Source organism: Kitasatospora sp. cg17-2 (genome assembly GCF_054031055.1).
Genome location: NZ_CM132923.1, coordinates 224,561 through 247,779, shown reverse-complemented (window position 1 = coordinate 247,779; position 23,219 = coordinate 224,561). Strand labels below are relative to the sequence as shown.

At 73.3% G+C, this 23,219-nt stretch carries 14 protein-coding genes and 1 pseudogene; 8 read left to right on the top strand and 7 right to left on the bottom strand.

Translation table 11 applies throughout. The features are described 5' to 3' along the window. The first annotated feature begins 21 nt into the window (after positions 1-21). The 3 genes from ACW14Y_RS00945 to ACW14Y_RS00935 all read left to right on the top strand — a co-directional run bounded on the left by ACW14Y_RS00945 (position 22) and on the right by ACW14Y_RS00935 (position 4,436). Positions 22-954 carry a carbohydrate ABC transporter permease gene (locus tag ACW14Y_RS00945; protein ID WP_266308942.1) on the top strand — a complete coding sequence of 311 codons (933 nt, stop codon included), beginning with the start codon at positions 22-24 and terminating at the stop codon, positions 952-954. Next, positions 954-1,898, top strand: a complete 945-nt coding sequence (locus ACW14Y_RS00940; protein ID WP_402725123.1) for a carbohydrate ABC transporter permease — start codon at positions 954-956, stop codon at positions 1,896-1,898. The genes ACW14Y_RS00945 and ACW14Y_RS00940 overlap by 1 nt, the downstream gene beginning before the upstream one ends. 396 nt (positions 1,899-2,294) lie before the next feature. Further along, positions 2,295-4,436 (top strand): family 20 glycosylhydrolase, encoded by a 2,142-nt coding sequence (locus ACW14Y_RS00935; RefSeq protein ID WP_456985512.1) that lies wholly within the window; start codon positions 2,295-2,297, stop codon positions 4,434-4,436. Between the two features lie 57 nt (positions 4,437-4,493). Here ACW14Y_RS00935 and ACW14Y_RS00930 read toward each other — a convergent pair whose 3' ends face one another. Continuing rightward, the gene (locus tag ACW14Y_RS00930) at positions 4,494-7,373 is read right to left on the bottom strand and encodes an ATP-binding protein (RefSeq protein WP_456985511.1); all 2,880 of its coding nucleotides are present in this window, start codon (positions 7,371-7,373) and stop codon (positions 4,494-4,496) included. 515 nt (positions 7,374-7,888) lie between these two features. Here ACW14Y_RS00930 and ACW14Y_RS00925 point away from each other — a divergent pair. After that, complete coding sequence (locus ACW14Y_RS00925) at positions 7,889-9,337, top strand: RICIN domain-containing protein (protein WP_456985510.1); 1,449 nt, start codon at positions 7,889-7,891, stop codon at positions 9,335-9,337. A gap of 151 nt (positions 9,338-9,488) precedes the next feature. Further along, positions 9,489-11,945 carry an RICIN domain-containing protein gene (locus ACW14Y_RS00920; RefSeq protein ID WP_456985509.1) on the top strand — a complete coding sequence of 819 codons (2,457 nt, stop codon included), beginning with the start codon at positions 9,489-9,491 and terminating at the stop codon, positions 11,943-11,945. Positions 11,946-12,013: 68 nt separating this feature from the next. Here the strand turns inward: ACW14Y_RS00920 and ACW14Y_RS00915 are convergent, their stop codons facing one another. The 5 genes from ACW14Y_RS00915 to ACW14Y_RS00895 form a co-directional block, all read right to left on the bottom strand. Further along, a complete protein-coding gene (locus ACW14Y_RS00915; RefSeq protein ID WP_456985508.1) occupies positions 12,014-13,096 on the bottom strand; it encodes a LacI family DNA-binding transcriptional regulator in 1,083 nt (360 codons plus the stop codon). Between the two features lie 166 nt (positions 13,097-13,262). Next, positions 13,263-14,303 carry an ABC transporter permease gene (locus tag ACW14Y_RS00910; RefSeq protein WP_380312011.1) on the bottom strand — a complete coding sequence of 347 codons (1,041 nt, stop codon included), beginning with the start codon at positions 14,301-14,303 and terminating at the stop codon, positions 13,263-13,265. Continuing rightward, entirely contained in the window at positions 14,300-15,883 is a 1,584-nt protein-coding gene (locus ACW14Y_RS00905; protein WP_456985507.1) for a sugar ABC transporter ATP-binding protein, read from the bottom strand. The genes ACW14Y_RS00910 and ACW14Y_RS00905 overlap by 4 nt, the downstream gene beginning before the upstream one ends. A 151-nt stretch (positions 15,884-16,034) precedes the next feature. After that, positions 16,035-17,078, bottom strand: a complete 1,044-nt coding sequence (locus ACW14Y_RS00900; RefSeq protein WP_456985506.1) for a substrate-binding domain-containing protein — start codon at positions 17,076-17,078, stop codon at positions 16,035-16,037. 670 nt (positions 17,079-17,748) lie between these two features. Continuing rightward, positions 17,749-18,387, bottom strand: a complete 639-nt coding sequence (locus tag ACW14Y_RS00895; protein ID WP_456985505.1) for a hypothetical protein — start codon at positions 18,385-18,387, stop codon at positions 17,749-17,751. 243 nt (positions 18,388-18,630) lie between these two features. On the opposite strand from ACW14Y_RS00895, the gene ACW14Y_RS00890 reads away from it, so the two are divergent. Beyond that, entirely contained in the window at positions 18,631-19,962 is a 1,332-nt protein-coding gene (locus ACW14Y_RS00890) for a hypothetical protein (RefSeq protein ID WP_456985504.1), read from the top strand. Positions 19,963-20,093: 131 nt separating this feature from the next. On the opposite strand, the gene ACW14Y_RS00885 is transcribed toward ACW14Y_RS00890, so the two are convergent. Next, positions 20,094-20,792: a hypothetical protein gene (locus tag ACW14Y_RS00885; RefSeq protein ID WP_456985503.1), complete on the bottom strand. Its 699-nt coding sequence runs from the start codon at positions 20,790-20,792 to the stop codon at positions 20,094-20,096. A gap of 158 nt (positions 20,793-20,950) precedes the next feature. Here ACW14Y_RS00885 and ACW14Y_RS00880 point away from each other — a divergent pair. Then, positions 20,951-21,934 (top strand): annotated as a pseudogene (locus ACW14Y_RS00880) (family 43 glycosylhydrolase); the annotation flags it as partial. 9 nt (positions 21,935-21,943) lie between these two features. Next, complete coding sequence (locus tag ACW14Y_RS00875; RefSeq protein WP_456988405.1) at positions 21,944-23,161, top strand: RICIN domain-containing protein; 1,218 nt, start codon at positions 21,944-21,946, stop codon at positions 23,159-23,161. The last annotated feature ends 58 nt before the right edge of the window (positions 23,162-23,219 follow it).

Here is a 23,219-nt window from a genome sequence, read left to right as displayed (position 1 = left end):
ACGGAAGGCAGGCACTCCCTCGTGTCCACCACCTCAACCACACCGGGCCCGGTCCGCAAGGACACCCCGGTCCGCAAGGACAGGGGCGGCCTGGCCCGGCTCGGACCGCTCCCCTGGATCGGGCCGGCCGTCCTGCTGATCGCCCTGGTCGTCCTCTGGCCGGTCTACGAAATGGTCCGCACCTCGTTCCTGAGGATCAGCAGCAGCGGATTCGTCCGGGGCTCGGCCGGGTTCGACAAGTACAAGCAGCTGTTCGCGGAACCGTCACTGCCCTCGGTCGTCCTGTCGACCGTGGTGTGGACGGTGGTCGTGGTCGGCGCGACCATGCTGGTCTCCCTGGCGCTGGCCCAGCTCTTCAACCAGCGGTTCCCCGGCCGGCGCCTCACCCGCTGGGCGCTCATCGCGCCCTGGGCCGCCTCGGTCGTGATGACCGCCATCGGCTTCAAGTGGATGCTCAACCAGACCGCGGGCGTCCTCAACACCCTCATGAAGGACCTCGGTCTGATCGACGGCCCCCGGGACTGGCTCGGCGACCCCGCGACGGCCTGGCCCTGGATGATGTTCGTCGCCGTCTTCGTCTCCCTGCCCTTCACCACCTACACCCTGCTGGCCGGACTGCAGACCGTGCCCGGCGAGGTCTACGAGGCGGCCCGGGTGGACGGCGCGGGCCCCTGGCAGACGTATGTCCGGATCACCCTCCCGCTGCTGCGGCCGGCCTTCCTGGTCGGGGTGGTCATCAATCTGATCAACGTCTTCAACTCCTTCCCGATCATCTGGAGCATGACCCACGGCGGACCCGACAGCGACACCGCCACCACCACCGTGTTCATGTACCAGCTCAAGAACTCGGACATCGGGGAGTCCGCCGCGATGTCCGTGGTGAACTTCGCGCTCGTCGTCGTCATGGTCGTCGTCTTCCTCAAGGCCAGCCGGTGGAACCAGGAGGAGAACTGATGGCCCGCTCCACCCTCACGACCGGGGACACCGCCCCGACCGGGGACACCGCCCCGATCGTGGAGACCGCCCCGCCCGTCGCCACCGCCCGTGCCGCGAGGGCCGCCGCCCCGCGCCCCACCCGCACCGCACTCCGCCCGCGCACCCTGCTGATCGCCGCTGCCGCCTGGTTGCTGGCGGCCGGATTCCTGCTGCCGTACGTCGAGATGGTCGTCACCGCACTGCGGCCGGCGAACGAACTGCGCGACGCCGGCTACCTGCCGTCCACCTTCGAGTGGGCGAACTTCGTCGACGTGTGGCGCGAGTCCCACCTCGGCGACAACCTCCGCGTCACGCTGCTCGTCGCCGCCGGGTCCACCCTGCTCGTCCTGCTGGTCGCGATCCCCGCCGCGTACTACACCGCCCGGGTACGGTTCCGGGGCCGCAAGCTGTTCCTGCTGCTGGTGCTCGTCACCCAGATGTTCCAGCCCACCTCGCTGCTGGTCGGCCTCTACCGCGAGTTCTACCAGCTGGACATGCTGAACTCGGTGTGGACGCTGATCCTGTGCAACGCGGCCTTCAACCTGGCCTTCGCGATCTGGATCCTCACCGCCTACTTCGCCTCCATCCCGGTGGCCCTGGAGGAGTCGGCGATGATCGACGGGCTGGGCAGGGGAGGGGCGCTGCTGCGGATCACCCTGCCGCTCGCGATGCCCGGGGTCGTCACCGCGATGATCTTCACCTTCATCGCGGCCTGGAACGAGTTCGTGATGGGACTGACCCTGTCCACGGTCCCGGAGAACCAGCCGCTGACAGTGGGCATCAACAGCTTCATCGGCAACTACACCGTCCAGTGGAACTTCCTGTTCGCCGGCTCGGTCATCGCCATCGTGCCGGTCGTCGTCCTCTTCGCGATGATCGAGCGCAAGGTCGTCTCCGGTCTCACCGCGGGGTCCGTGAAGTAGCGCCGGACCTACCCCGAACGTCCGCCCCCGAACGCCCGCCCCCGGCCCCCGAGCCCGGGGGCGGGCCCTTCGGCATGCCCGGCCCGGCGCGCGCGGAAGCACCCGAAACTACGGCCGGGTAGGTCTTGACGCCCGCTTGGCGCCCTGACACCTTCATGGTTGAAGCTGCTCGAAAAGCTCTCTCTCGGAGCATGTACGAGCGCTATTCATGCTCTGTCGCACTGTGGACCGGCTGTACTTCCGCTGCCACAGGACGAGCAGGTCCGCAGTGCGGCAGGACCCCCGGCGCGAACTCCCGGGCGGCGACGCACCCTCCGCCGCCGGCGCGTACCGCGCCCTCCCGGCCGCCCGCCCTCGAGCGGCTCCCGCACCTTCCCCCCACAGAAGGAGTCCAGCATGAACCGGTTCCACCGACGGGGCCGAGGCCTCGTCGCGCTCGCCTCGGTCGCCCTCACCCTCCCGCTCGCCGCGACGCTCTCCCCGGCCGCCGCCGCGCCCGCCGCGCCCACCCCCGCGCCGTACGCCCTGGTGCCGCAGCCCGTCTCGCAGCAGGCGGTACCGGGCGCGGGGTTCACCCTCACCCCCAAGACCCGGATCGCCGTCCTCTCCAAGGACGCGGCGGCGCTGGGCGTCGGCAGCTACCTCTCCAAGCTGCTCGCGCCCGCGACCGGCTACGACCTCAAGGTGGTCAGGAAGAACAAGGCACCGGACAAGGCCCTCGTCCTGAACCCCGACGGCCCGGCCTCGCTGGGCGCCGAGGGGTACACCGTCTCCTCCGACAAGAACGGCGTCGTCGTCACGGCGCACGGCGCCCAGGGCCTGTTCCGCGGCGTGCAGACGCTCCGTCAGCTGCTGCCCGCCGCGGTCGAGTCCCGCAGCAAGCAGTCCCGGACGTGGACGGTGGCACCCGCGAAGATCTCCGACGCGCCCCGGTACGAGTACCGCGGCGTGATGCTGGACGTGGCCCGCCGCTTCTTCCCCGTCGAGCAGGTGAAGCGCTACATCGACGAGGCCGCCGCCTACAAGATCAACAAGTTGCACCTGCACCTCACCGACGACCAGGGCTGGCGCATCGCCGTCGACGCCCTGCCCGAGCTGACCAAGGTGGGCGCCAGCACCCAGAGCGGCTTCACCGGCGGCACCGGCTGGTACTACACGGCGGCCGACTACCAGGAGATCGTCTCCTACGCCGCCTCCCGCTTCATGACCGTCGTCCCCGAGATCGACGGCCCCGGCCACACCATGTCCGCCCTGGCCTCGGTGCCCGAACTGAACTGCGACGACAAGGCCAAGGCCCCCTACTCCGGCTTCGACGTCGGCATCAGCCTCTACTGTCTGAAGGACCAGAAGCACAAGGACGCGACGAAGAGCTTCCTGCAGACCGTCGTCAACGCCGTGGCCGACCTGACCCCCGGCCCCTACGTCCACCTCGGCGGCGACGAGACCCCGCAGGCCACCCAGGACGAGTACGACTCCTACGTCAAGGCGGCCACCGACGCGACCACCGCCCGGAAGAAGACCGCGATGGGCTGGCACCAGCTCGGCCAGTCGCCCCTCCCCGCCGGCAGCCTGCTCCAGTACTGGGGCGAGGACAGCGACCGGGAGACCATCGGCACGGCGAGCGAGAAGCCGGGCATCACCCACCTCCGCCAGGGTGTTGCGCAGGGCGCGAAGTACATCATGTCCCCGTCCGACCACGCCTACCTGGACATGAAGTACGACGTCTCCACCCCCTACGGCCTGAGCTGGTCCGGCTACGTGCCGGTGCAGCGCTCCTACGCCTGGGACCCGGAGACCGTCACCGGCAAGCTCGACGGCACCGGCGCCATCGTCCCGGCCGGGCAGATCGCCGGCGTCGAGGCCGCCCTCTGGGCCGACCGCGCCTACGAGGGCAGTAACAACCTGCCGACCTCCAGCACCCGTTGGCCCTCGCCCCAGGAGTACGCCGACTACATGAGCTTCCCGCGGCTGCCCGCCCTCGCCGAGGTCGGCTGGACCCCGCAGTCCGGCCGCGACTGGAGCAGCTTCCGCCAGCGCCTCGCCCAGCACGGCCAGCGCTGGACCGCCGCCGGCATCGGCTTCCACGCCGCTCCGGGCATTCCGTGGCCCGGCACGGTGCGCACGGTGGAGGGCGAGCACGGCATCGTGGTCGGGGACGTCGACGGCGTCGGCCTGGAGAACGCCGGTTCCACCTCCGACGGCACCGACCTGGTGCTCTGGGCCCCCAACCGCGGACCCAAGCAGACCTGGACCGTCGCGGCGCAGTCCGACGGCACCTACACCGTGGCCAACAAGGCCTCCGGGAAGTGCGCCGAGGCGTCCGGGAGCGCGGCCGGTGCCACCGTGGTCCAGCGGGCCTGCGACACCGCCCGGACCGGCCAGCGCTGGAAGATCACGGCCCGTTCGAACGACGACCGGCAGACCATCGCCTCGGCCGTCGGCGGCCTGGTCCTCACCGCGGGCTCGGCCACCAACGGCGCGAAGGTGACCCTCCAGTCCGACACCGGCTCCGCCCTGCAGACCTGGACCGTCGACTGACCGGTCCCGTCGCCGGTGGGCCCCCTGCCCCGGGTACGCACCCGGGGCAGGGGGCTTTCAGCCGTGCTGCCCGTCCCCTCGCGCGAGGTCGGTGCGGGTGGTGCGGAGTTTGGTGAGGACGCGGGCGACGTGGTTCTCGACGGTGCGGGTGGAGAGGAAGAGGGCGGTGGCGATGTCCTTGTTGGTGGCGCCGGTGGCCAGGAGGTCGCGGATCTGTTCCTCGCGGGGGGAGAGGTTGTTGCCGTAGCCGGTGCGGCCGCGCGGGTTGGGGGTCTGTCGGCCGTGTTCGCGCAGCGCGCGGTGGCAGCGGGCGGCGTCGGAGGTGGCGCCGAGCTGTTCGAAGGCGGCGATCGGCCCGGCCAGGAGTGCGACGGCTTCGTCGGGGTCGGTGCGGGTGCGGGCGGCGCGTTCGGCGGCGAGGGCCGCTTGGTAGGGGCGGCCGATGTCGGTCCACCGGGTGGCGGCGAGGTCGAAGGCCGCCGTCGCGGCATCCGGGTCGGTCCCGCGCAGCAGCAGGCCCCGGCACAGGTGCTGTTCGGCGATCGCGCCGGGTGCGTCACGCCCCTGGATCCCCACGGCGTGGCGTTCGGTCACCTCGCGGGCTTCTCCGACCCGGTCGAGGGCGAGCAGGGTCTCGACGGCGGTGGGCACGAGGTCCCAGGCGTGGGCCCAGGCCTCCTTGCCGTCCAGGAATCCGAGGAAGTCGAGCGGGTCGGTCAGGGTCCGCCAGGCGGCCCCCGGATCGTTGCGGGCCAGGTGCAGCCGGGCCCGCCCCGCGGCGACACCGAGCGAGTTCAGGTGCAGGCCCCCGGCGAGGACCTCGTCGAACACGGTGGCGGCCTGGGCGGTGCGGCCCTGGGCGGCGGCGGTGAGGCCCCGCACGACGGCGGGCAGCCCACCGGACGCCAGACGGCTCCGGGGAAAGCGTTCCCGGAAGGCGACCAGGCCGCGGTCCGCCTCCTCCCAGCGCCCGGACTGCCAGTCGAGCACGATCTGCTGGCAGGTCAGGTAGAACTCCAGGACGGGGAGACGGACGAGCGGCACCATCGCCCGCGTCCCGGCGAGGTCGGCGGCGGCCCGTGCGTCGTGGCCGACGGCGATCGAGCGGCCGATCGTCGCGCAGACCATCGTCGCGGTGTGCTGGAGCACGGGCACGTCGGAGCCCCCGCGGGGCAGCGCCGCCAGCACCGCGGGAACCGCGGGGTCGGCCGCCGTGCTCAGCAGCGACAGACGGGCGAGGTCGAGCATCGACCTGGAGCGGTGGTCCTCCTGGGCCAGCGGCAGCGCGCGACCGCGTTCGACCATGGCCCGCTGCTCGGCGAGCGTGAACCGCCCCGTCTCCGACAGGGCCAGCAGGGCCAGCAGCCGCGCGGTGGCGGAGGGATCGCTCCCGCCGGCCTCCGTCAGCGCGGTCACCAGCTCCTCCTCGCCCGAGAGGTCGCCGACCTGGTAGATCAGGACCGCGCCGAGGCTCGCCCTGATCGCCGCGCGGACCGGGGCGGGCAGGCCGGGCAGCCCGAGGATCCTCCGCAGGGCGGCCGCCTTGGAACCGGACAGCGTGCTGACCGAGGCCGCGTAGGCCAGGGCCCTGGCCGCACGACCGAGCTGCTCGGGCGCGAGGTCGGGCTGTTCCACGATCTCGCCGAGCAGCACGGCCTCGGTGCCGTGGTCACCGACCGCCGCGGCCCGGTCGGCCGCCTCCTGCGCGCGGAGCAGCCAGGCCGCCCGGTCGCCGACGGCTCGGGTGTGGTGGGCGATCTGCACCAGCGGCGGCGGGTCCAGCGTCAGCAGCACGGTCAGGACGCGCCGGTGGACGCGGGTGCGCACCGGGCCGGGGAGGGAGCCGTACACCGCCTCCTGCGCGAGCGTGTGCGCGAATCCGTAGGCGTCCGGACCGGTCTGCCGGAGCACCGCCGAGCCGACGGCCTCCTGGAGGGCCGCGGCGGCACGGTCCTCGTCCAGACCGGCGGCCCCGCCGAGCAGCGCCTCCCCGGCCGGGACCGCCAGGACCGCCGCGACGTCCACGAGGGCGGCCGCGTCCGGGCCCAGGCGGCTCCTGCGTTCGGCCAGCACCTCGCCCAGGCTCCGCGGCACCCGCAGGGCGCCGGGGTCCGCGTCGGACGGCGAGTCCGCGAGCGTGAGCAGGTCCTCCTCGATCACCAGCGGCAGGCCGCCGCTGCGCTCCAGCAGGGTGCGCACCAGCTCGGCTCCCGGTTCGCGGCCGAGCCCCTCCCGGGCCATCGCCCGGAGTTCGGCCTCGCCCAACGGGCCGAGCCGGAGCTCGACGACGCCCGTGCCCGGCGGCCGCCGGAACGGCGCGCCCAGCACCGGCCGGCCGGCGGGAAGGTCCTCCGCCCGGTAGGTCAGGACCAGCGCCACGTCCTGCGGCATGTCCGTCGCGAGCAGGAGCAGCAGTTCGCGGGTGGCCTCGTCCGCCCAGTGCAGGTCCTCCACCACCAGGACCGCGGGTGCCACCGCCTCCAGCAGCGTCCGCACCGCCGACACCACCCGGAACCGGTGCAGGCCGGCACTGGAGGAGCCCGCCTCGATCGGGGGCAGCGGGGGCGGGGGAGGGGGCAGGGCGTCGGCGAGGTCGGGCAGCAGCGGTGCCAGCGCTCCCGCCGAGGCGCCCAGCCGCCCGACCGGGGGCAGCCACGGCCGGATCCGGCGCAGCGCGTCGATCACCGGTCCGTAGGCCAGCGGTTCGCGCAGTGGGTGGCAGGCGCCCGCCAGCACCCGCAGGCCCTGTCCGCGCAGTACCTGCGACGCCTCGGCGACCAGCCGGGACTTGCCGATCCCCGCCTCGCCCTCCACCAGCACCACGGCCGGGCGCACTCCGGACACCGCGCCCAGCAGCGTGCGCAGCTCGGCGCCCCGGCCCGCGAAGGAGAAGCCCCGGGCGCCGTCGGGAGTCGTTCCACCACCGTGGTCGTCCACACCGTGCTCCCATCGGATCCGCGGCCTCCACGGCGGAGGGGACGGGCTGCCGCGCTCCCGTGCGTCCCACCCTAGCGCCGCGCCGCCGGGGCAGCGGGGAGGAGCGGATCACGGGCTGCCGCCCGTATCGGTCGGCTTCTTGATCGAACATAAATCAACGAAAAACAACGCTCAAACATGACGATGTGTGGTCGGACGTATGCCCCTGGTAGAGGATTCGGTCCTGATTCCCCCGTTCTGCCTGTCGACCGGTCAGAAGCCTTGACACAACCGAACAGTGCTCTGAAACTCTCCATCACCCCGATTGTTTGCGCGAACATCAGCGACGGACGCGCTGTCGCCGACGGTCGGGGCCACCCCCACCCACGACGCGCCCGCGATCGGTCGCCGTCGCCGCCCGGCCCGGGCGGAGGCGTCGGCGCGGCCGCTGCCGCGCGGTCACCCGCACCGGTCGGACGGTCCGCCGCGCCGCGATCGGCCCGCGGGCGCGTCGTCGAACGAAGGACGAAGTGGACATGCTGCGTTTGAGAACGGCCGTCGGCGCCGCCGCACTGGCCCTGTGCGCCTCCCTGTTCCAGGGCGCCGGGCAGGCCGAGGCGGTCACCGTGACGGTGACCAACGGGACCCAGTTCGCGGACACCGCGGGAAACCCGCTGCACGCCCACGGCGGCGGTGTGATCAAGGTCGGTGCGTACTACTACTGGTTCGGCGAGAACCGCAACGCCGACAACTCCTTCCGGTACGTCTCCGCGTACCGCTCGACCGACCTGAAGACCTGGGAGTTCCGCCGGCACGTGCTGACGCAGGCGACCGACCCGGAGCTGGCCGGCGCGAACATCGAGCGTCCCAAGGTGATGTACAACGCCGCCACCGGACAGTTCGTCATGTGGATGCACAAGGAGGGCAGCGCCACCGACTACAGCGAGGCCCGGGCGGCCGTCGCGGTCTCCTCCACCGTCGACGGCGACTACACCTGGCGCGGCAGCTTCCGCCCGCTCGGCGAGATGTCCCGGGACATCACCACCTACGTCGACGACGACGGCACCGGCTACATGGTCTCCGCCTCCAACGAGAACCGCGACCTGCACGTCTACCGCCTCACCGCCGACTACACCGGCATCGACGCGCAGGTGCAGAGCCTGTGGAACGGCGAGTCCCGCGAGGCCCCGGCCCTGTTCAAGCGCAACGGCGTCTACTTCCTGCTGACCTCCGGTGCCAGCGGCTGGGCCCCCAACCAGCAGAAGTACGCGACCGCCAGCAGCATCACCGGCACCTGGAGCGGACTTCGGGACGCCGGTGACGGCGTCACCTACGGCAGCCAGACCGCCTTCGTCCTGCCGGTGGTGGGCAACCAGGGCACCAGCTACCTCTACCTGGGCGACCGCTGGGGCAACTCCATGGGCGGCACGGTCAACGACTCGCAGTACGTGTGGCTCCCGCTCGCCTTCCCCACCGACACCACCCTCACCCTGGGCTACTCGCCGCAGATCAACGTGAACGCCGCCGCCGGACGGATCACCCCGCTCAAGGCCACCTGGCAGCAGTTGGTCGGCCGGCAGAGCGGCAAGTGCGTCGACGTCGGCGACTACTCCTTCGCCGAGTCGGCCCGGCTGCTCCAGTGGACCTGCGGCAACGGCGCCAACCAGAACTTCTTCGTGAAGAACCTCGGCACCGGCTACGCGCAGGTGATGGCCCGGCACAGCGGCAAGTGCCTCGACCTCGAGGGCGGGTCGACCCTCGACGGGGCCCTCGTCGTGCAGAAGACCTGCACCGACGCCCTGTCCCAGCAGTGGCAGGTCCAGCGGGTGACCGACGGCTCCGGGAACGTCCGGCTGGTCTCGCGGCACAGTGGCAAGTGCCTGGACGTCGTCAACCAGGCCACCACCGACGGCGCCGCGCTCGAACAGTGGACCTGCAACGGCGGCACCAACCAGCAGTTCGGGCGCCGGACCGTCACGGTCTGACCCCGGGCCCGGCCGCGTCCGCCCGACGCCGACGCGGCCGCACCCCGGCGTCGTCCACGCCGCCCCACCTCCACGCCTCCCCACCGGCACGCCCCTCCCCCCACCCGAGGGGCGTGCCGTTCGCCTGCCCGCTCCCGTCCCTGGAGGACCGATGGCTCCCCGAACCAAGACCCGGTACCGCACGGCCCGCGGCTGCCTCACGGCGGCCGTCGCGGTCGCCGCGGCCGGCGCCGGCCTGCTCGCGCCGCCGCAGTCGGCCGCGGCCGCCGAGCCGGCCCCGTCCGCCCGCCTCACCGTCCGGCTCGACCCCTCCTACCAGCAGCAGCCCTTCCAGGGCTGGGGCACCTCGCTGGGCTGGTTCGCCAACGTCACCGGTGGCTGGCCCGAGGCCCAGCGCAACCGGCTGGCCGACGAGCTCTTCGGCGCCGAGGGCCTCGGCCTCACCGTCGCCCGCTACAACATCGGCGGCGGCGACAGCCCCGAGACCGCGCCGTACATGCGGCCCGGGGCGGCCGTTCCCGGCTACTGGAACCGCCCCGCGCAGAACGCCCCGCAGGTGGGCGCCCAGGGCGGCGCCGCCGGGTCGGCGGACTGGTGGGACCCGGCGAACCCCGAGCACTGGAACGCCGCCGCCGACGCCAACCAGCGCTGGTGGCTCACCGCCGCGAAGAGCCGCGGCGCGGACACCTTCGAGGCGTACTCCAACTCCGCCCCGTACTTCATGACCAACAGCGGCCTGGTCTCCGGCGCGGTCAACAGCTGGCAGGACAACCTCCGCCCGGACCAGTACGAGAAGTTCGCCGCCTACCTGGCCGGGGCCGTCAAGCGGGTGCAGGAGTCCACCGGCGTCACCTTCGGCTCCCTGTCGCCGGTCAACGAGCCCGGTACCGGGTACTGGCGCGCGGGCGGCCCGCAGGAAGGCTCCCACTGGGACCACGCCTCGCAGGCGCGAATGATCGGGAGCCTGCGCGGCGCGCTGACCGCGGCCGGACTGGCCACACCGGTGGCGGCGATGGACGAGACCGACCCGGCCATGTTCCGGGACGACTGGAACTCCTACCCGACTGCGACCCGCTCGGCGATCGGCAAGCTCAACGTCCACACCTACAGCCCGCGGGACCGCGTCGGCGCCCGGGACATCGCCAAGGGCTCCGGCAAGCCGCTCTGGATGTCCGAGGTCGACCTCGGCGGCAGCGGGCCGCAGAACTTCACCGACATGGACCCCGCCCTCGACCTCGCCGACCGCATCAACGGCGACCTCAAGGAGCTCGAACCGCGGGCCTGGGTGCTCTGGCAGGCCGTCGAGGACTACGAGAACATGACGCCCGCCCACGAGAACTCCAACTGGGGCCTGATCCAGGTCGACCTGACACCCGCCGACGCCGGCGCCGAGCCGGTCCGCAAGAACAAGAAGTACTGGGCGATGGCGAACTACACCAGGTTCGTGCGGCCCGGCGCCCGGGTCGTCGCCACCAACTCCGCCGCCACCCTCGCGGCCTTGCGGCCGGGCGGCGCGGGCACGGTGGTCGTGCACACCAACGACACCGGCGCGGCGCAGACCCTCACCCTCGACCTGGCCGGCTTCCAGAAGCCGGGCTCCGGTACGGCCGTCCAGCGCTACACCACCGACGCCACCAAGGACCTGCGGCGCGAGGCGGACCTGACGGTGACGGCCGCCGCCACGCTGACCACGACGGTCGGCCCCGGGTCGGTCACCACCTTCGTCCTGCCGGGCACGTCCGGGGCGAACACCGCGACGGCGGCCACCCCCGCCGGTGACTCCCGGCAGCTGCTGAACGGGAACAGCGGCCTGGCCCTCGCGGCCGGACCCTCCGCCCAGGGCGGGCCCGTCCAGCGCACCCCCGACCCGGCCGACCCGGGCCAGAAGTGGAACATCACCCGGATCGGCGGCGGCTGGGACAGCACGGCGACCTACCGGATCACCAACGCCGGCACGGGCAAGGCGCTCGCGGTGACCTCGGGCACCCTCGGCTTCGCCGATCCCGGCAACGCGGCGAAGCAGCTGTGGATGCGCTCCACCACCGGCGACGGGAGCGGCACCTTCGTCAACCGGGCGAGCGGGCTGCTGCTGGACGTCGGCGACGCGGCCCGCTGGGACGGCGCGCCGGTGGGCGTCTGGCCCGCCACCGCCGGCAGCAACCAGTCGTGGTCGGTGCGCGGCGCGGCCGCGGACGTGTGGCAGCCGGTGACGGTCCGGCGCAGCGGCCTGTGCGCGGAGGCCGCCGGGGGCGCGGACGCCGCCGGCAGCGCCGTGGTCCAGTCCGACTGCACCGGGGCCCCGGGCCAGCAGTGGTCGCTGCGGGCGGCGAGCCCGGGCCAGGTGTCCGTGGTGGTGCGCTCCGGCGGGCTGTGCCTGGACGTGGCGGGCGAGTCCGTCGCGGACGGCGCCCCGGTGGTGCAGTACGGGTGCAGCGGCGCGTGGAACCAGGAGTGGTCGGTCCGCCCGACCGGCGGCGGCTGGTCGGCGCTGGTGGCGCGGCACAGCGGCCAGTGCCTGGCCGTCGCGGCGAACGCCGCGCAGCCCGGGGCGGCGCTGGTGCAGGAGCCCTGCGGAGCGGGTGCCGGGCAGCGGTTCAGGATCGGCTGACCCTCTCGGACGAAGGGCGCGTGCCCCCGCCGGACGACGGTGGGGGCACGCGCGTGCGTCGTGTCCGGTCAGGAGGCGCGGCCCGAGCGGCCCGCGCGACCGGCGGGCGGCGGCGCGGCCGAGCTGGCGCGGACGATCAGTTCGGGCCGGACCACCACCGAGGTGACGGGGGCGCCCTCGTCCGTCGGCGGTTCGATCCGGTCGAGCAGCCGGGCCACGCACTGGCGCCCGACCTCGTCGAAGTCCTGCCGCACGGTGGTCAGCGGGGGCACGAAGAAGGCCGCTTCGGGGATGTCGTCGAACCCGACCACGCTGACGTCCTCCGGCACCCGGCGCCCGGCCTCGTGCAGGGCGCGCAGCAGGCCCAGCGCCAGCTGGTCGTTGGCGGCGAGGACGGCGGTGACGTCCGGCTCGGCGGCGAGCCGTCGGCCGATCGCGTAGCCGGACGCGGCGGTCCAGTCGCCGAAGTCGATCGGCGGCACGGGGGCTCCGGCCGCCTTGAGCGCGCTGTGCCAGGCGGCGGCCCGCCGGCGGGCGGCATAGGAGTTCTGCGGGCCGCCGATGTGCCGGACCGTCCGGTGCCCGAGGCCGAGCAGGTGCTGGACGGCGGTCGTGACGCCCGCGGCCTGGTCGGTGTCGACGGAGGTGTAGCGGCGGTCGGGATCGCCGTCCGCGACGACGACCGGCACGCCGGAGGTGATGTCGAAGCCGGGCCGGTCGAGGATCTGGGCCTCGATGACGGCGAGGCCGTCGACGGCCTGGTCGGTGAGCCGTCGGACGGCGCGCTGGACGGCCTCCTCGGTCTCGTCCTCGATGCAGACCACGTGGACCGAGTAGCCGGCGGCCTGGGCGGCCCGGGAGATCGCGGCGAGGGTCCGGGCGTTGCCCTGCGCGGTGACGTCGAAGGTCACCACCCCGAGGGCGTGGAAGCGTCCGAGGGTGAGGGCCCGGGCCGCGCTGTTGCGCTGGTAGCCGAGCATGCGCATCGCGGACAGCACCCGCTCGCGGGTCTCGGGCTCGACGTTGGGCCGGTCGTTGGCGACCCGGGAGACCGTCTGCGAGGACACCCCCGCGAGGGCGGCCACGTCGGCCTGGGACGCCGGGCGCCGCGTGGAACGCGCGGCAGCGCCGGGCTTGGCCGCGCTGTTCATACCGGCCCCTTCCGCTTCCGCTGATGTCTGCGCGGACATCGTAGCGGCAGTGATCAGCGGGCGGGGCCGACAGGCAGGCCCCGTCCGTCCGCCGGGAGGGACCGGGGGACGGACGGGGCCGGGGCGCAGGGTCTGGCGGTCGGGCAGGTGAGGCAGGTCGGGCAGGTCAGGCGGGGAGGCCGATGGGGCGCTCGCCGCTGCGGCGCTGCTGGATGACGACGGCGATGACCAGCAGGGAGCCCTGGGCGACGTTCTGCCAGAAGGAGTTGACGCCCTGGACGGTGAGGCCGTTCTCCAGGCAGCCGAGGAGGGCGACGGCGAGCAGGGTGCCGCCGATGCCGCCCTTGCCGCCCTTGAGGGCTGCGCCGCCCAGCGCCGCGGCGGTGATGGCCTTGAGTTCGAGTCCTTCGCTGCCGGAGACGGGCTGGCCGCTGCCGGTGCGGGCGGTGAGCAGGACGCCCGCCACGGCGGCGACGACACCGATCAGGCCGTAGACGGCGATGAGGTACTTGTTGATGCTGATGCCGGCGAGGCGGGCGGCGGTGTCGTTGCCGCCGATGGCGTAGATGTTGCGGCCGATGTCGGTGTACTTGAGCAGGACGTGCGCGGCGACGGCGACCAGGATCAGGATCCAGACCATCACGGGGAGGCCGGCGATCTTGCCGCGGCCGAGGAAGACGAAGAGGTCGTCGTTGAGGACGTAGCCCTGGGCGCGGCCGTCGGAGAGGAGCTGGGCGAGGCCCTTGTAGGCGGCGAGTCCGGCGAGGGTGGCGATGGTGGGGTTGACCCGGCCGTAGACGATGACGAGGCCGTTGAGGATGCCGACCAGGACGCCGACGGCGAGGGCGGCGGCGATGCCGAGGTAGGGGTTGGACCCGGCGGAGGTGAAGGCCATCGCGGAGACGACGGAGGCGACGCCGGCCTGGGAGCCGACGGAGATGTCGAGGCCGCCGATGATGATGACGACGGTCTGGACGACGGCGAGCAGTCCGGTGATGGTGGCGGCCTCGGCGACGACCTGCATGTTGCCCAGGCTGAGGAAGTTGTCGTTGAGGGTGCCGAACAGGGCGAGGACGACGACGAGGGCGCCGATCAGGCTGAGGTTCTGGGCGCCGACGGAGGCGAGGATCCTGGTCGCGCCGCCGGAGGTGTGCGGCAGGTTCCCGCCGGCCTTGGCAGTGGGCGGGGTGCCGGTGGTGGTGCTCATGCGGATGCTCCAGGAGTGGGGACGGTGGCGATGTCGTCGGCCATGGCGAGGCTGAGGATGGCTTCCTCGGTGGCGTCGGCGCGGTCGAGTTCGCCGGTGACGCGGCCGTTCTGCATGACGAGGACGCGGTCGGCGAGGCCGAGGATCTCGGGGAGTTCGGAGGAGATGACCAGGACGGCGACGCCTTCGGCGGCGAGGTCGGCGATGATCCGGTAGATCTCGGCCTTGGCGCCGATGTCGATGCCGCGGGTGGGCTCGTCCAGGATCAGGACCTTGGGCTTGCGGGCGAGCCAGCGGGCGAGGACGACCTTCTGCTGGTTGCCGCCGGAGAGCTTGCGGACCTCGTGCTCGATCGAGGGGGTGCGCACGCGCAGCCGGTCGGTGTACTCCTGGGCGAGTTCGCGTTCGGCGCCGCGCTTGACGAAGCGGAAGCGGCGCAGGCGTTCCAGGACGACGGTGCTGGTGTTGTCGCGGATGGAGCGGTGCAGGAACAGGGCCTGGGCCTTGCGTTCCTCGGGGGCCAGGCCGAGCCCGGCGCGGACGGCGGCGCCGGGGTGGCCGGAGCGCAGGGGGCGGCCGTCGAGGGTGACGGTGCCGGAGCGGATCGGGCGGTCTCCGGCCAGGGCGAGGGCGAGTTCGGAGCGTCCGGCGCCGATGAGTCCGGCCAGGCCGACGACCTCGCCGGCGTGGACCTGGAGGCTGATGTCGTGGACGTCGTCGGTGGTGACGCCCCGGACGTCCAGGACGAGGCGGTCGGTGGCGACGCGGGTGCGGGAGAACATGGCGGACAGGTCGCGGCCGACCATCAGGCGCACCAGGTCGCCCTCGGTGGTGGTGGCGGCGTCCTGGACGCCGGCGAGGGTGCCGTCGCGCAGGACGGCGATGCGGTCGGCGAGTTGGAAGATCTCCTGCATCCGGTGCGAGACGTAGATCACGGCGACGCCCTGGTCGCGCAGTCGGCGGATGAGGGCGAAGAGGGCGTCGACCTCGTGCTCGGAGAGGGAGGAGGTGGGTTCGTCGAAGGCGATGACCTTGGCCTCGCCGGTGAGGGCGCGCAGGATCTCGACCAGTTGCCGCTGGGCGGGGGTGAGCTGGGAGCCGAGCAGGTCGGGGTCGAGGACCTTGTCGAAGCCCAGGCGCTGGAGGTCGCCGGTGATGCGGCGGCGCAGCTCGGCGCGGTCCAGGCGGCGTCCGGCGGCGCGGGGCAGGGCGCCGGCGTAGACGTTCTCGGCGACCGAGACGTGCGGGATGATCTCCGGTTCCTGCGGGATGATCCGGATGCCGGCGGCGCGGGCCTGGGCGGGGGAGGCGAGGTCGATGCGGTTGCCGTCGAGGACGACGTGGCCCTCGGTGGGCTGGTGGTCGCCGGTGAGGATCTTGAGCAGGGTGGACTTGCCGGCGCCGTTCTCCCCCATGAGGGCGGTGACCTGACCGGCCGGGAAGTCGAGGGTGACTCCGCCGAGCGCCTGCACCGCGCCGAACCGCTTGGTCACCTGGTGCACGCCGGCGAAGCCTGTCGGGCCCTGGCCCGGGCCGGTGGGCGGGCGCGGGGCGGGAGTCGGGTCGTGGGCTTTGCTCATGGAGATTCCTCGGGAGGTCTGTCGGGGAGTGGGTGGAGCCGGTCGGGGCGCCGGGCAGCCGGGCCGAGCGCCTCCGACCCCTGGTCAGGGCAGCTGAGGGGGCCGGAGGCGGGCCGGGCCGGCGTGGGTGCGCCGACCGTTCGGGGGGAGGTCAGCCGCAGGTGACGCCGGCGGACTTCCAGGTGGCCGCGTCGACCATGGTGGTGGGCGCGAACGCCTCCTTCGGGAACTCCTTGCCGTTCTTGAGCTTGTCGTACATCGTCTGGACGGCCAGGGCGCCGACGTCCTTGCCGTTGATGAACAGCGCGGCCTTCATGCCGGACGGCTTGCCGGAGCCCCAGTTCTTGCAGGCGAGGTAGGCGCCGATGCCGACGCCGATCACCCGGTCCGCGCCGATGCCCGCGTTCTCCAGCGCGGTGACGCCGCCCTGCACGTTCTCGTCGTTGCAGCCCCAGACGACCCAGTTCTTCACGCCGGGGTTGGCGGTGACGGTGGCGGCGATCTTGTCCTGGGCGCCGGTCGGGGTGTTGTCGGTCGCCACGTCGATGTTCTGGACGCCGGGCGCGGCGGCGCCGAAGGCCTCCTTGGCGCCCTTCACCCGGTCGCCGCAGACGGTGACGTCCTGCTTCCAGGCGGAGATGGTGCGGGTCTCGGCCGGGTTCCAGCCCGCCTTCTTGTACTCCTCGGCGGCGCGCTTGCCGACCTCGCCGCCCATCTGGCTGCCGGAGAAGCCGATCCGGGGGACCAGGTTCTCCTTGGCGCAGGTCGAGGGGTCGGGGCCGTTGGTGCAGATCTGGTCGTCCGAGGTCAGGAGCGCCAGCTTGGCGTCCTTCGCCGCCTGGACCACCTGGGGGCCGACCGCCGGGTCCGGCACCACGATGATGATGCCGTTGGTCTTCTGCGCGACGGCCGCCTGGACCTCGCTGATCGTCTTGTTGGCGTCGTTGCCCAGGTTCACCACCTTGAGGTCGACGCCCAGCTCGGCCGCCTTCGCCTTGGCACCGGCGGCCTCGCCGACGAAGTACTCCTGGTCACCCTGCTTCTGCAGGTAGGTGATCGAGATCTTGCCGTCGACCTTGGCGACCGGGGCGTCGCCGGCCTTGGTGGACTCCTGGCCGGTCGAACAGGCGGTCGTCAGACCGAGGCTGAGAAGCAGCCCCGCTGCGGCGACGGTACGGCTGGTGGTACGGAACATGGGGAGCTCCTTCGGGACCGCACCCGTTGACGGCAGGGTGCCGGGTGCGGTGGGGCGCTGGTACGTGGGGCCCGAGGTGCCGGACCACGATCTGGAGGAACGTGGCTGGTCGGGAACTACGTTTGTCGGTGAACAGCAAAGCGAACACAATGCTTCAGAAACCAACAGACTCGAACGTAGTGGGGATATGACACCTCTGTTTCGGAAGTCACGTCAAGAGCACGCCGAGGTCGAGACCACCTTGTGACGTGTGGCACTCGGCCCCGCCCGGCACCGGGCCCGGGCTGCGCGGGAGGTGGCGGGCGCGGGACCGCCGGCCGGGCCCGCGCGTAACGCTTCGGTAAACCCGCGGGACGGACCGGGGCCGCGAGCCTCGTAACTCCAGGGACCTGCGCGCGGACCGGCGGCAGGCCGCCCGGAGAAGCCGACCCGAGCCGAGGAGAGCAGTGAGAGACCCCGCATCGTCCTGGAGTGCCTTCGTCCCCCGCGGCGAGAAGCCCCGGCGGGACGAATCCGCCCCGGCCGCCGACCGCGTCGCCGACGCGGAGGACGGGCGGCCGGACGGGGCGGGGCGGTCCGGTCCGGCGCCGGGGGACGACACCGGGCCCACCATCGTCGTCCGCCGCCCCGCGGCCCGGGTCCGCGCCGCGGAGCCGTTCCCGACGAACCCTCAGGAGGCCCCTGAGGGCTGGGAGATGGTCGGACGGGGCACCTCCCCCCGGACCGCGGTGTGGTGGACCCTGGTGGTCTCTGTGGCCGCCCTGGCGGGCGGCACGGCCGCTGCCGTCCAGTACGAGGGCGCCACCGGCGGGGCCCCCAGGCCGGGGGCCTCGCCCTCGGCGGGCGGGCCGGCCGGTGCGCCCGCGCCGACAGCCGGGAGCCCCTCCGCCGCGTCCGGTCCGGCCGGGCCCGTCCCGCCGGCCCCGGCCACGACGGCGGCACCGCGGGCGGGAGCCACGGCGAAGGGCGGCGGCGCCGCCACCGCGTCGGGTACCCCGGAGCCGGTGCGGCCGGGCGGAGCCCGGTCCTCCCCGCCCGTCCCCGGGGCGCCCGCCCCTGCCGCGTCCGGTGGGCAACTGCCGGGCGAACGCTCCTCGTCCGAGCACTCCGACGGTCGCCGACCCGCGCCCGACCGGACGCCCGAGTACTCCGAGGCCGCCGTGCCACCGGCGGCCGCGGGTGGCGTCGGGTCGGCGCGGCCGTCCTCCGCGCCCTCCGCGGGGCGTCCTCCCGTCACCGCGTCGGACAGCCCGACCGCGCGTCCGACGGAGGCCGCGACGCCGTCCGCCCCGAGCCCGGGCACCGCCAACGGGCCCACCCCGCCGGTCCCGAGCACCTCCGGCCCGGGGCTGCCCGGCCCGGAGTCACCGTCCGGCGCACCGGCCCCGCCGCAACAGCCGTAGCGCCGCACCGGCCGGGGCGGCCCCGCCGCGGTTCCGCCCTGGTCCCGTAACGAATTCGCATACCCGCGGGACGGGTGGGGAAGCGGGGGCTCTAACCGGCAGACACCGAGACGGGTGTCCGAACTCCTCCTCGCCGGAAGGTGACCACGTTGTCCACCCCCCGCAGTCTGATCCTCGCGGGTGCCACCGCACTCGTCCTGTCGGCCGTACCGGTCGTTGTGGCAGGAGCCACCGCCGATGCCGCGTCGGCCGGCCCCTCGGCCCCGGCCCCGCACCTCGACGTCCCGCTGCAGCGGGGCCTCGAGCCGTCGGTGACCGGGGTCCCGCGGGAGTTCGAGGCGGGCGGCGGGGCCAAGGAGTTCACCGTCACCGTCACCAACCCGACGGAGCACGACTTCGTGGCCTTCGCGCTGCTGAAGTTCAAGAACCAGGCCGGTGACCTCCGCGCCGCCGACCTCAAGGTCGAGTACCGGCTTCCCGGTGGCACCGCCTGGCTCCCCGGCTCGCTCGCCCCGGGCGGCGAGGGCACGGACGGCAGCGTCCTGACGGTGCTCGGGGCCAGGGACGGCGAGGGTGTCTCCGACGACGCGCTGCTGGCGGTGCGGAAGGGGCGCAGCCTGGTCCTCAAGGTCCGTGCCTCGTTCTCGGCCGAGGCCCCGCGCGGCAAGGCCGGCGTCGCCCCGGTGACCTTCGCCGCGCGGCTCGACCCCAAGACCGGACTGCCGGTGGACCAGGGCAGCTACGGCTGCGCGTGCGCGGTCGGCTGCGCCGGGTTCAAGATCAAGGAACCGGCCCCGCCGGCCCCGGTCCCCACCGCGACTCCGTCGCGGACGGCCACGCCCAAGTCCACGCCGACGCCTACGACTACGCCCACGCCGACACCCACCGTCACGGCCACTCCGTCGCGTCCGCCGACGCCGACGCCGACGGTCACGCCGACACCGACGGTCACCGCGACGCCCACCGCCGCACCCTCGACGTCGCCGACGCCCACCGCCACCCCGTCCCGCACCGCCACTCCGGCGGCGACGCCGACCGCGACGACCCCGACGCCCAAGGGCGCCCCGACCTCCGTCGCGCCGCCCACGACGCCGAGCGCCACGCCCACCACCCTCCCCAGCCGCTCGGTCACCCCGACCGCGACCGCGACCGCGACCGCCACGCCGGCCGCTCCGACCCCCACGGCCACTGGGGCCACGGTCGCAGCGCCGGCCGAGCCCTCCTCCGACAGCACGGCCGAGGGAGCCGACCAACTGCCGCTCCCGTTCCCGATGGAGGTCCCGACCGCCGCGCCCCTGAAGATCGTTCCGGCGGCCGTCACCAAGGCGACCAGCGCGGCCGACACCCTGGAGCGGAACCTCGCCACGACCGGTGGCGGCGAGGGCAAGGCCGTGATCGCCGGTGCCGGGGCGGCCATGCTCGGCGTCGGCGCCGGTGCCCTCGTCCTGCTCCGCCGTCGCAGGACGGCGCGGCACGGGTGACACGTACCGCGGGGCGGGCCCGGATCCGGGCCCGCCCCGTCGGACCAGCTCCGCCGCCGGGACGCCGCCCGGCGGCGGCCTTTCCCTGCTCTCCGTCAAATGTCCTGCCGGCGAACTCGCTTGAGTACCGGTCAGGATTGGCTCGGGCGTCGGAGGTCGGGGGCGCAGAGCGCGATCCGGTCCATCCGGCGGCGGACCGCGCGGACGACCGGGTCGCGGTCCGGCCCCGGGGTGACGAGCAGCAGAACCGCCAGCAGGGCGGTACCGCCGATCGCCGCCTCCGCGTCGGGGACCTCCCACCAGGACGCGGCGGCCTGTCGTGCGCCGAAGCGGGCGAGCGGGCTGCTCCGTCCGTCGAGCCGTGCCCACCCTTCGGCGATCAGCATCCAGAACTCCGCCGCGCACCAGGCCTCGCCCGACAACCAGGCGAGGTCGGCCCGGACTTCGGCGGCGCTGAGGGTGAACCGGTGCTGGGGGCCGAACGAGGAGGCCAGGGTGGTGAGCAGGCCGTCCGCCCGCCGGACGGCGAGGGCGAGGTCGTGGCACCGGGCCGCGGCGAACACCTGCTCCAGGGCGCGGTGTTGGTCGACGGGCAGCCGTGTCCGTACGTCGGCCCCGACGGCGCTCCCGTCCGCCGTGGCCGGAGACGCCGCGCCGGTGGACGGCGGCACCGGTCGGGGGAAGCCCAGCACGCACCGCCCGTCGGGCCCGAGGCGCAGTTGGAGGCCCCGGTCCCGGTCGGCGCCAGGCGTGTCCGTGGTGACCAGCCGGAGGCCGGGGAAGGCCGTGCGCGGGCCGGTCGGTCGGTGCGGTGGAAGGTCGGACACCATGCGGGCGGTACTCCCTCGGTCGTGGGCGGCTGCTCCGGGCCTCGGGCCGTCGGAGGTCCGGACATGAGGGGGAGGCGCGATCCCCGGGGCCGAGCCCGCGCCGTTATCGAACGGTTGCGATCGGATCCGCACGTCACGCGTGCTGAAAGGGAGCCCCGATGAGCGATTGTGATTGCGGTTCGGCCGCAATGCTGCGACAGGATGAACCAGATGTTTCGCATGTGTTGACAGTGGTCTCCGGGGCGGGTCAGGCTACCCCTCAACATGTTGATTTCCGTTTGACGGTGTCGCTTGCTGTTCGGTTTTGGATGAGGGATCTCTCCGGCCGGACCTGGGCGCGGAACCGGACGGATGACATCAAGGAACCCTGCATGAGAAGAGTGGGATCCGTTTTCGTGGGCCTTCTGGGCCTGCTCCTGTCACTCACGGTCTGGGTGCCGGCGGCGGACGCCGCACCCGTCACCACCTCGACCGGGACCCAGTTCCCGGACACCGCCGGCGCGGGCGTCCAGGCCCACGGCGGCGGTGTGATCAAGGTGGGCGAGTACTACTACTGGTTCGGCGAGGACCGGGGCGAGGACAACCTGTTCCGCTACGTCTCCGCCTACCGCTCCAAGGACCTGAAGACCTGGGAGCCCCGGGGGCACGTCCTCGCCCAGGACTCCTCCCCGGAGCTGGCGAACGCGCTGATCGAGCGGCCGAAGGTCCTCTACAACGAGAAGACCAAGCAGTTCGTGATGTGGATGCACAAGGAGGCCGACGCCTCCTACGCCGAGGCCCGTGCGGCGGTGGCGGTCTCGCCGACCGTGGACGGCCCGTACGAGTGGAAGGGCTCGTTCCGGCCGAAGGACGCGGCGGGCAACGAGTACATGTCGCGCGACATCACCGTGTTCGAGGACAGGGCCGCCGGCAAGGCGTACATGATCTCCGCCGCCAACAACAACGCCGACCTGATGATCTACGAACTCACCGAGGACTACACCTGGGTGAAGGACGTCGTGGCGAACCCCTGGCCCGGCCAGCACCGCGAGTCGCCGGCACTGTTCGAGCGCGGGGGCGTCTACTTCATGCTCACCTCCGGTACCAGCTACTGGGACCCGAACCAGCAGAAGTACGCCACCGCCGCGAGCCTCGCCGGGCCGTGGACGCCGATGCGCGACGTCGGGAACCAGGACGGCCACCAGTCGCAGACCGCGTTCGTGCTGCCGGTCGAGGGCAGTGAGACCACCTCCTACCTGTACCTGGGCGACCGCTGGGCGGGTAAGTGGTCGGACCCGAAGCGGGTGAACGACTCCACCTACGTGTGGCTCCCGCTGGAGTTCCCGGACGCCACGACGATGATCCTGCCCTGGTACACCGAGGTCTCGATCGACACGGCCACCGGCCGGGTCCGGGGCACCGGCGGGGACCAGCTCAACGCCCTGGTCAACAAGGCCGGCGGGCAGTGCGCGACCGTGCCGGGCAGCGTCTCCGACAACGGTGTGGTGGTGGTCCAGGGGGCCTGCGACAGCGGGCTCAACAGCCAGTGGCGCTTCACCGACAACAACAACGGCAACGTCCGGGTGCTCGCCCAGCACAGCGGCAAGTGCCTCGACGTCTCGGACAACTCCCAGGCCAATGGGGCCGAGGTCAAGCAGTACGACTGCGGCTGGGGGGACAACCAGCGCTGGCGGTTCGAGGACCTCGACGAGGGTTATGTCCGCATCGTCGCCAAGCACAGCAACAAGTGCCTCGCGACCGAGGACGGATCGGCCCGGGTCGGCGCCCGGCTGGTCCAGGCCGACTGCGGTACCGGTGCCGGCCAGGCGTGGAAGGTCACCAAGGTCGGCGCCCCGACCGACCCGACCGGCCCCACCGACCCGACGAACCCCACCGACCCGACGGGTCCGACCGACCCGTCCGGCGGTGACACCCCGGGCAAGGTGGACCGGCAGATCAGCACCTCGGTCAAGGCCGGCGCCCTCACCATGACCGCCGCGACCGACGCCGTCCGGCTCCCCCCGGTCGCCTTCGGGGCCGGCGGGGCGTCGACGGGCACCCTGAACCCGGCGACCGTCAAGGACTTCCGCGGCGGGGCGGCCGGATGGTCGCTCACCGGCAAGGTCACCGACTTCACCGGCCCGCGCGGCAGGATCGAGGCGGCCCGGCTGAGCTGGACCCCGACCTGCGCCACCAAGGCGAAGAGCCCGAGCACCTGCGCGGCCGGCAGCGCCGGAACCGTCGGCACGGACGGCGCGACCCTGGCCTCCGCACCCGACGGTGCCCTGACCGGCGGGGAGTTCACCGCCGGTGCCACCGTCTCCCTCGACGTCCCCGAGTTCACCCCCGTCGGCGACTACACCGGGACGCTGACCCTCACCCTCCTCTGATCGCACCACCGGGTGCCGGACGTCCCGCGTCCGGCACCCGGGTTCCAGGAAAGCGGGC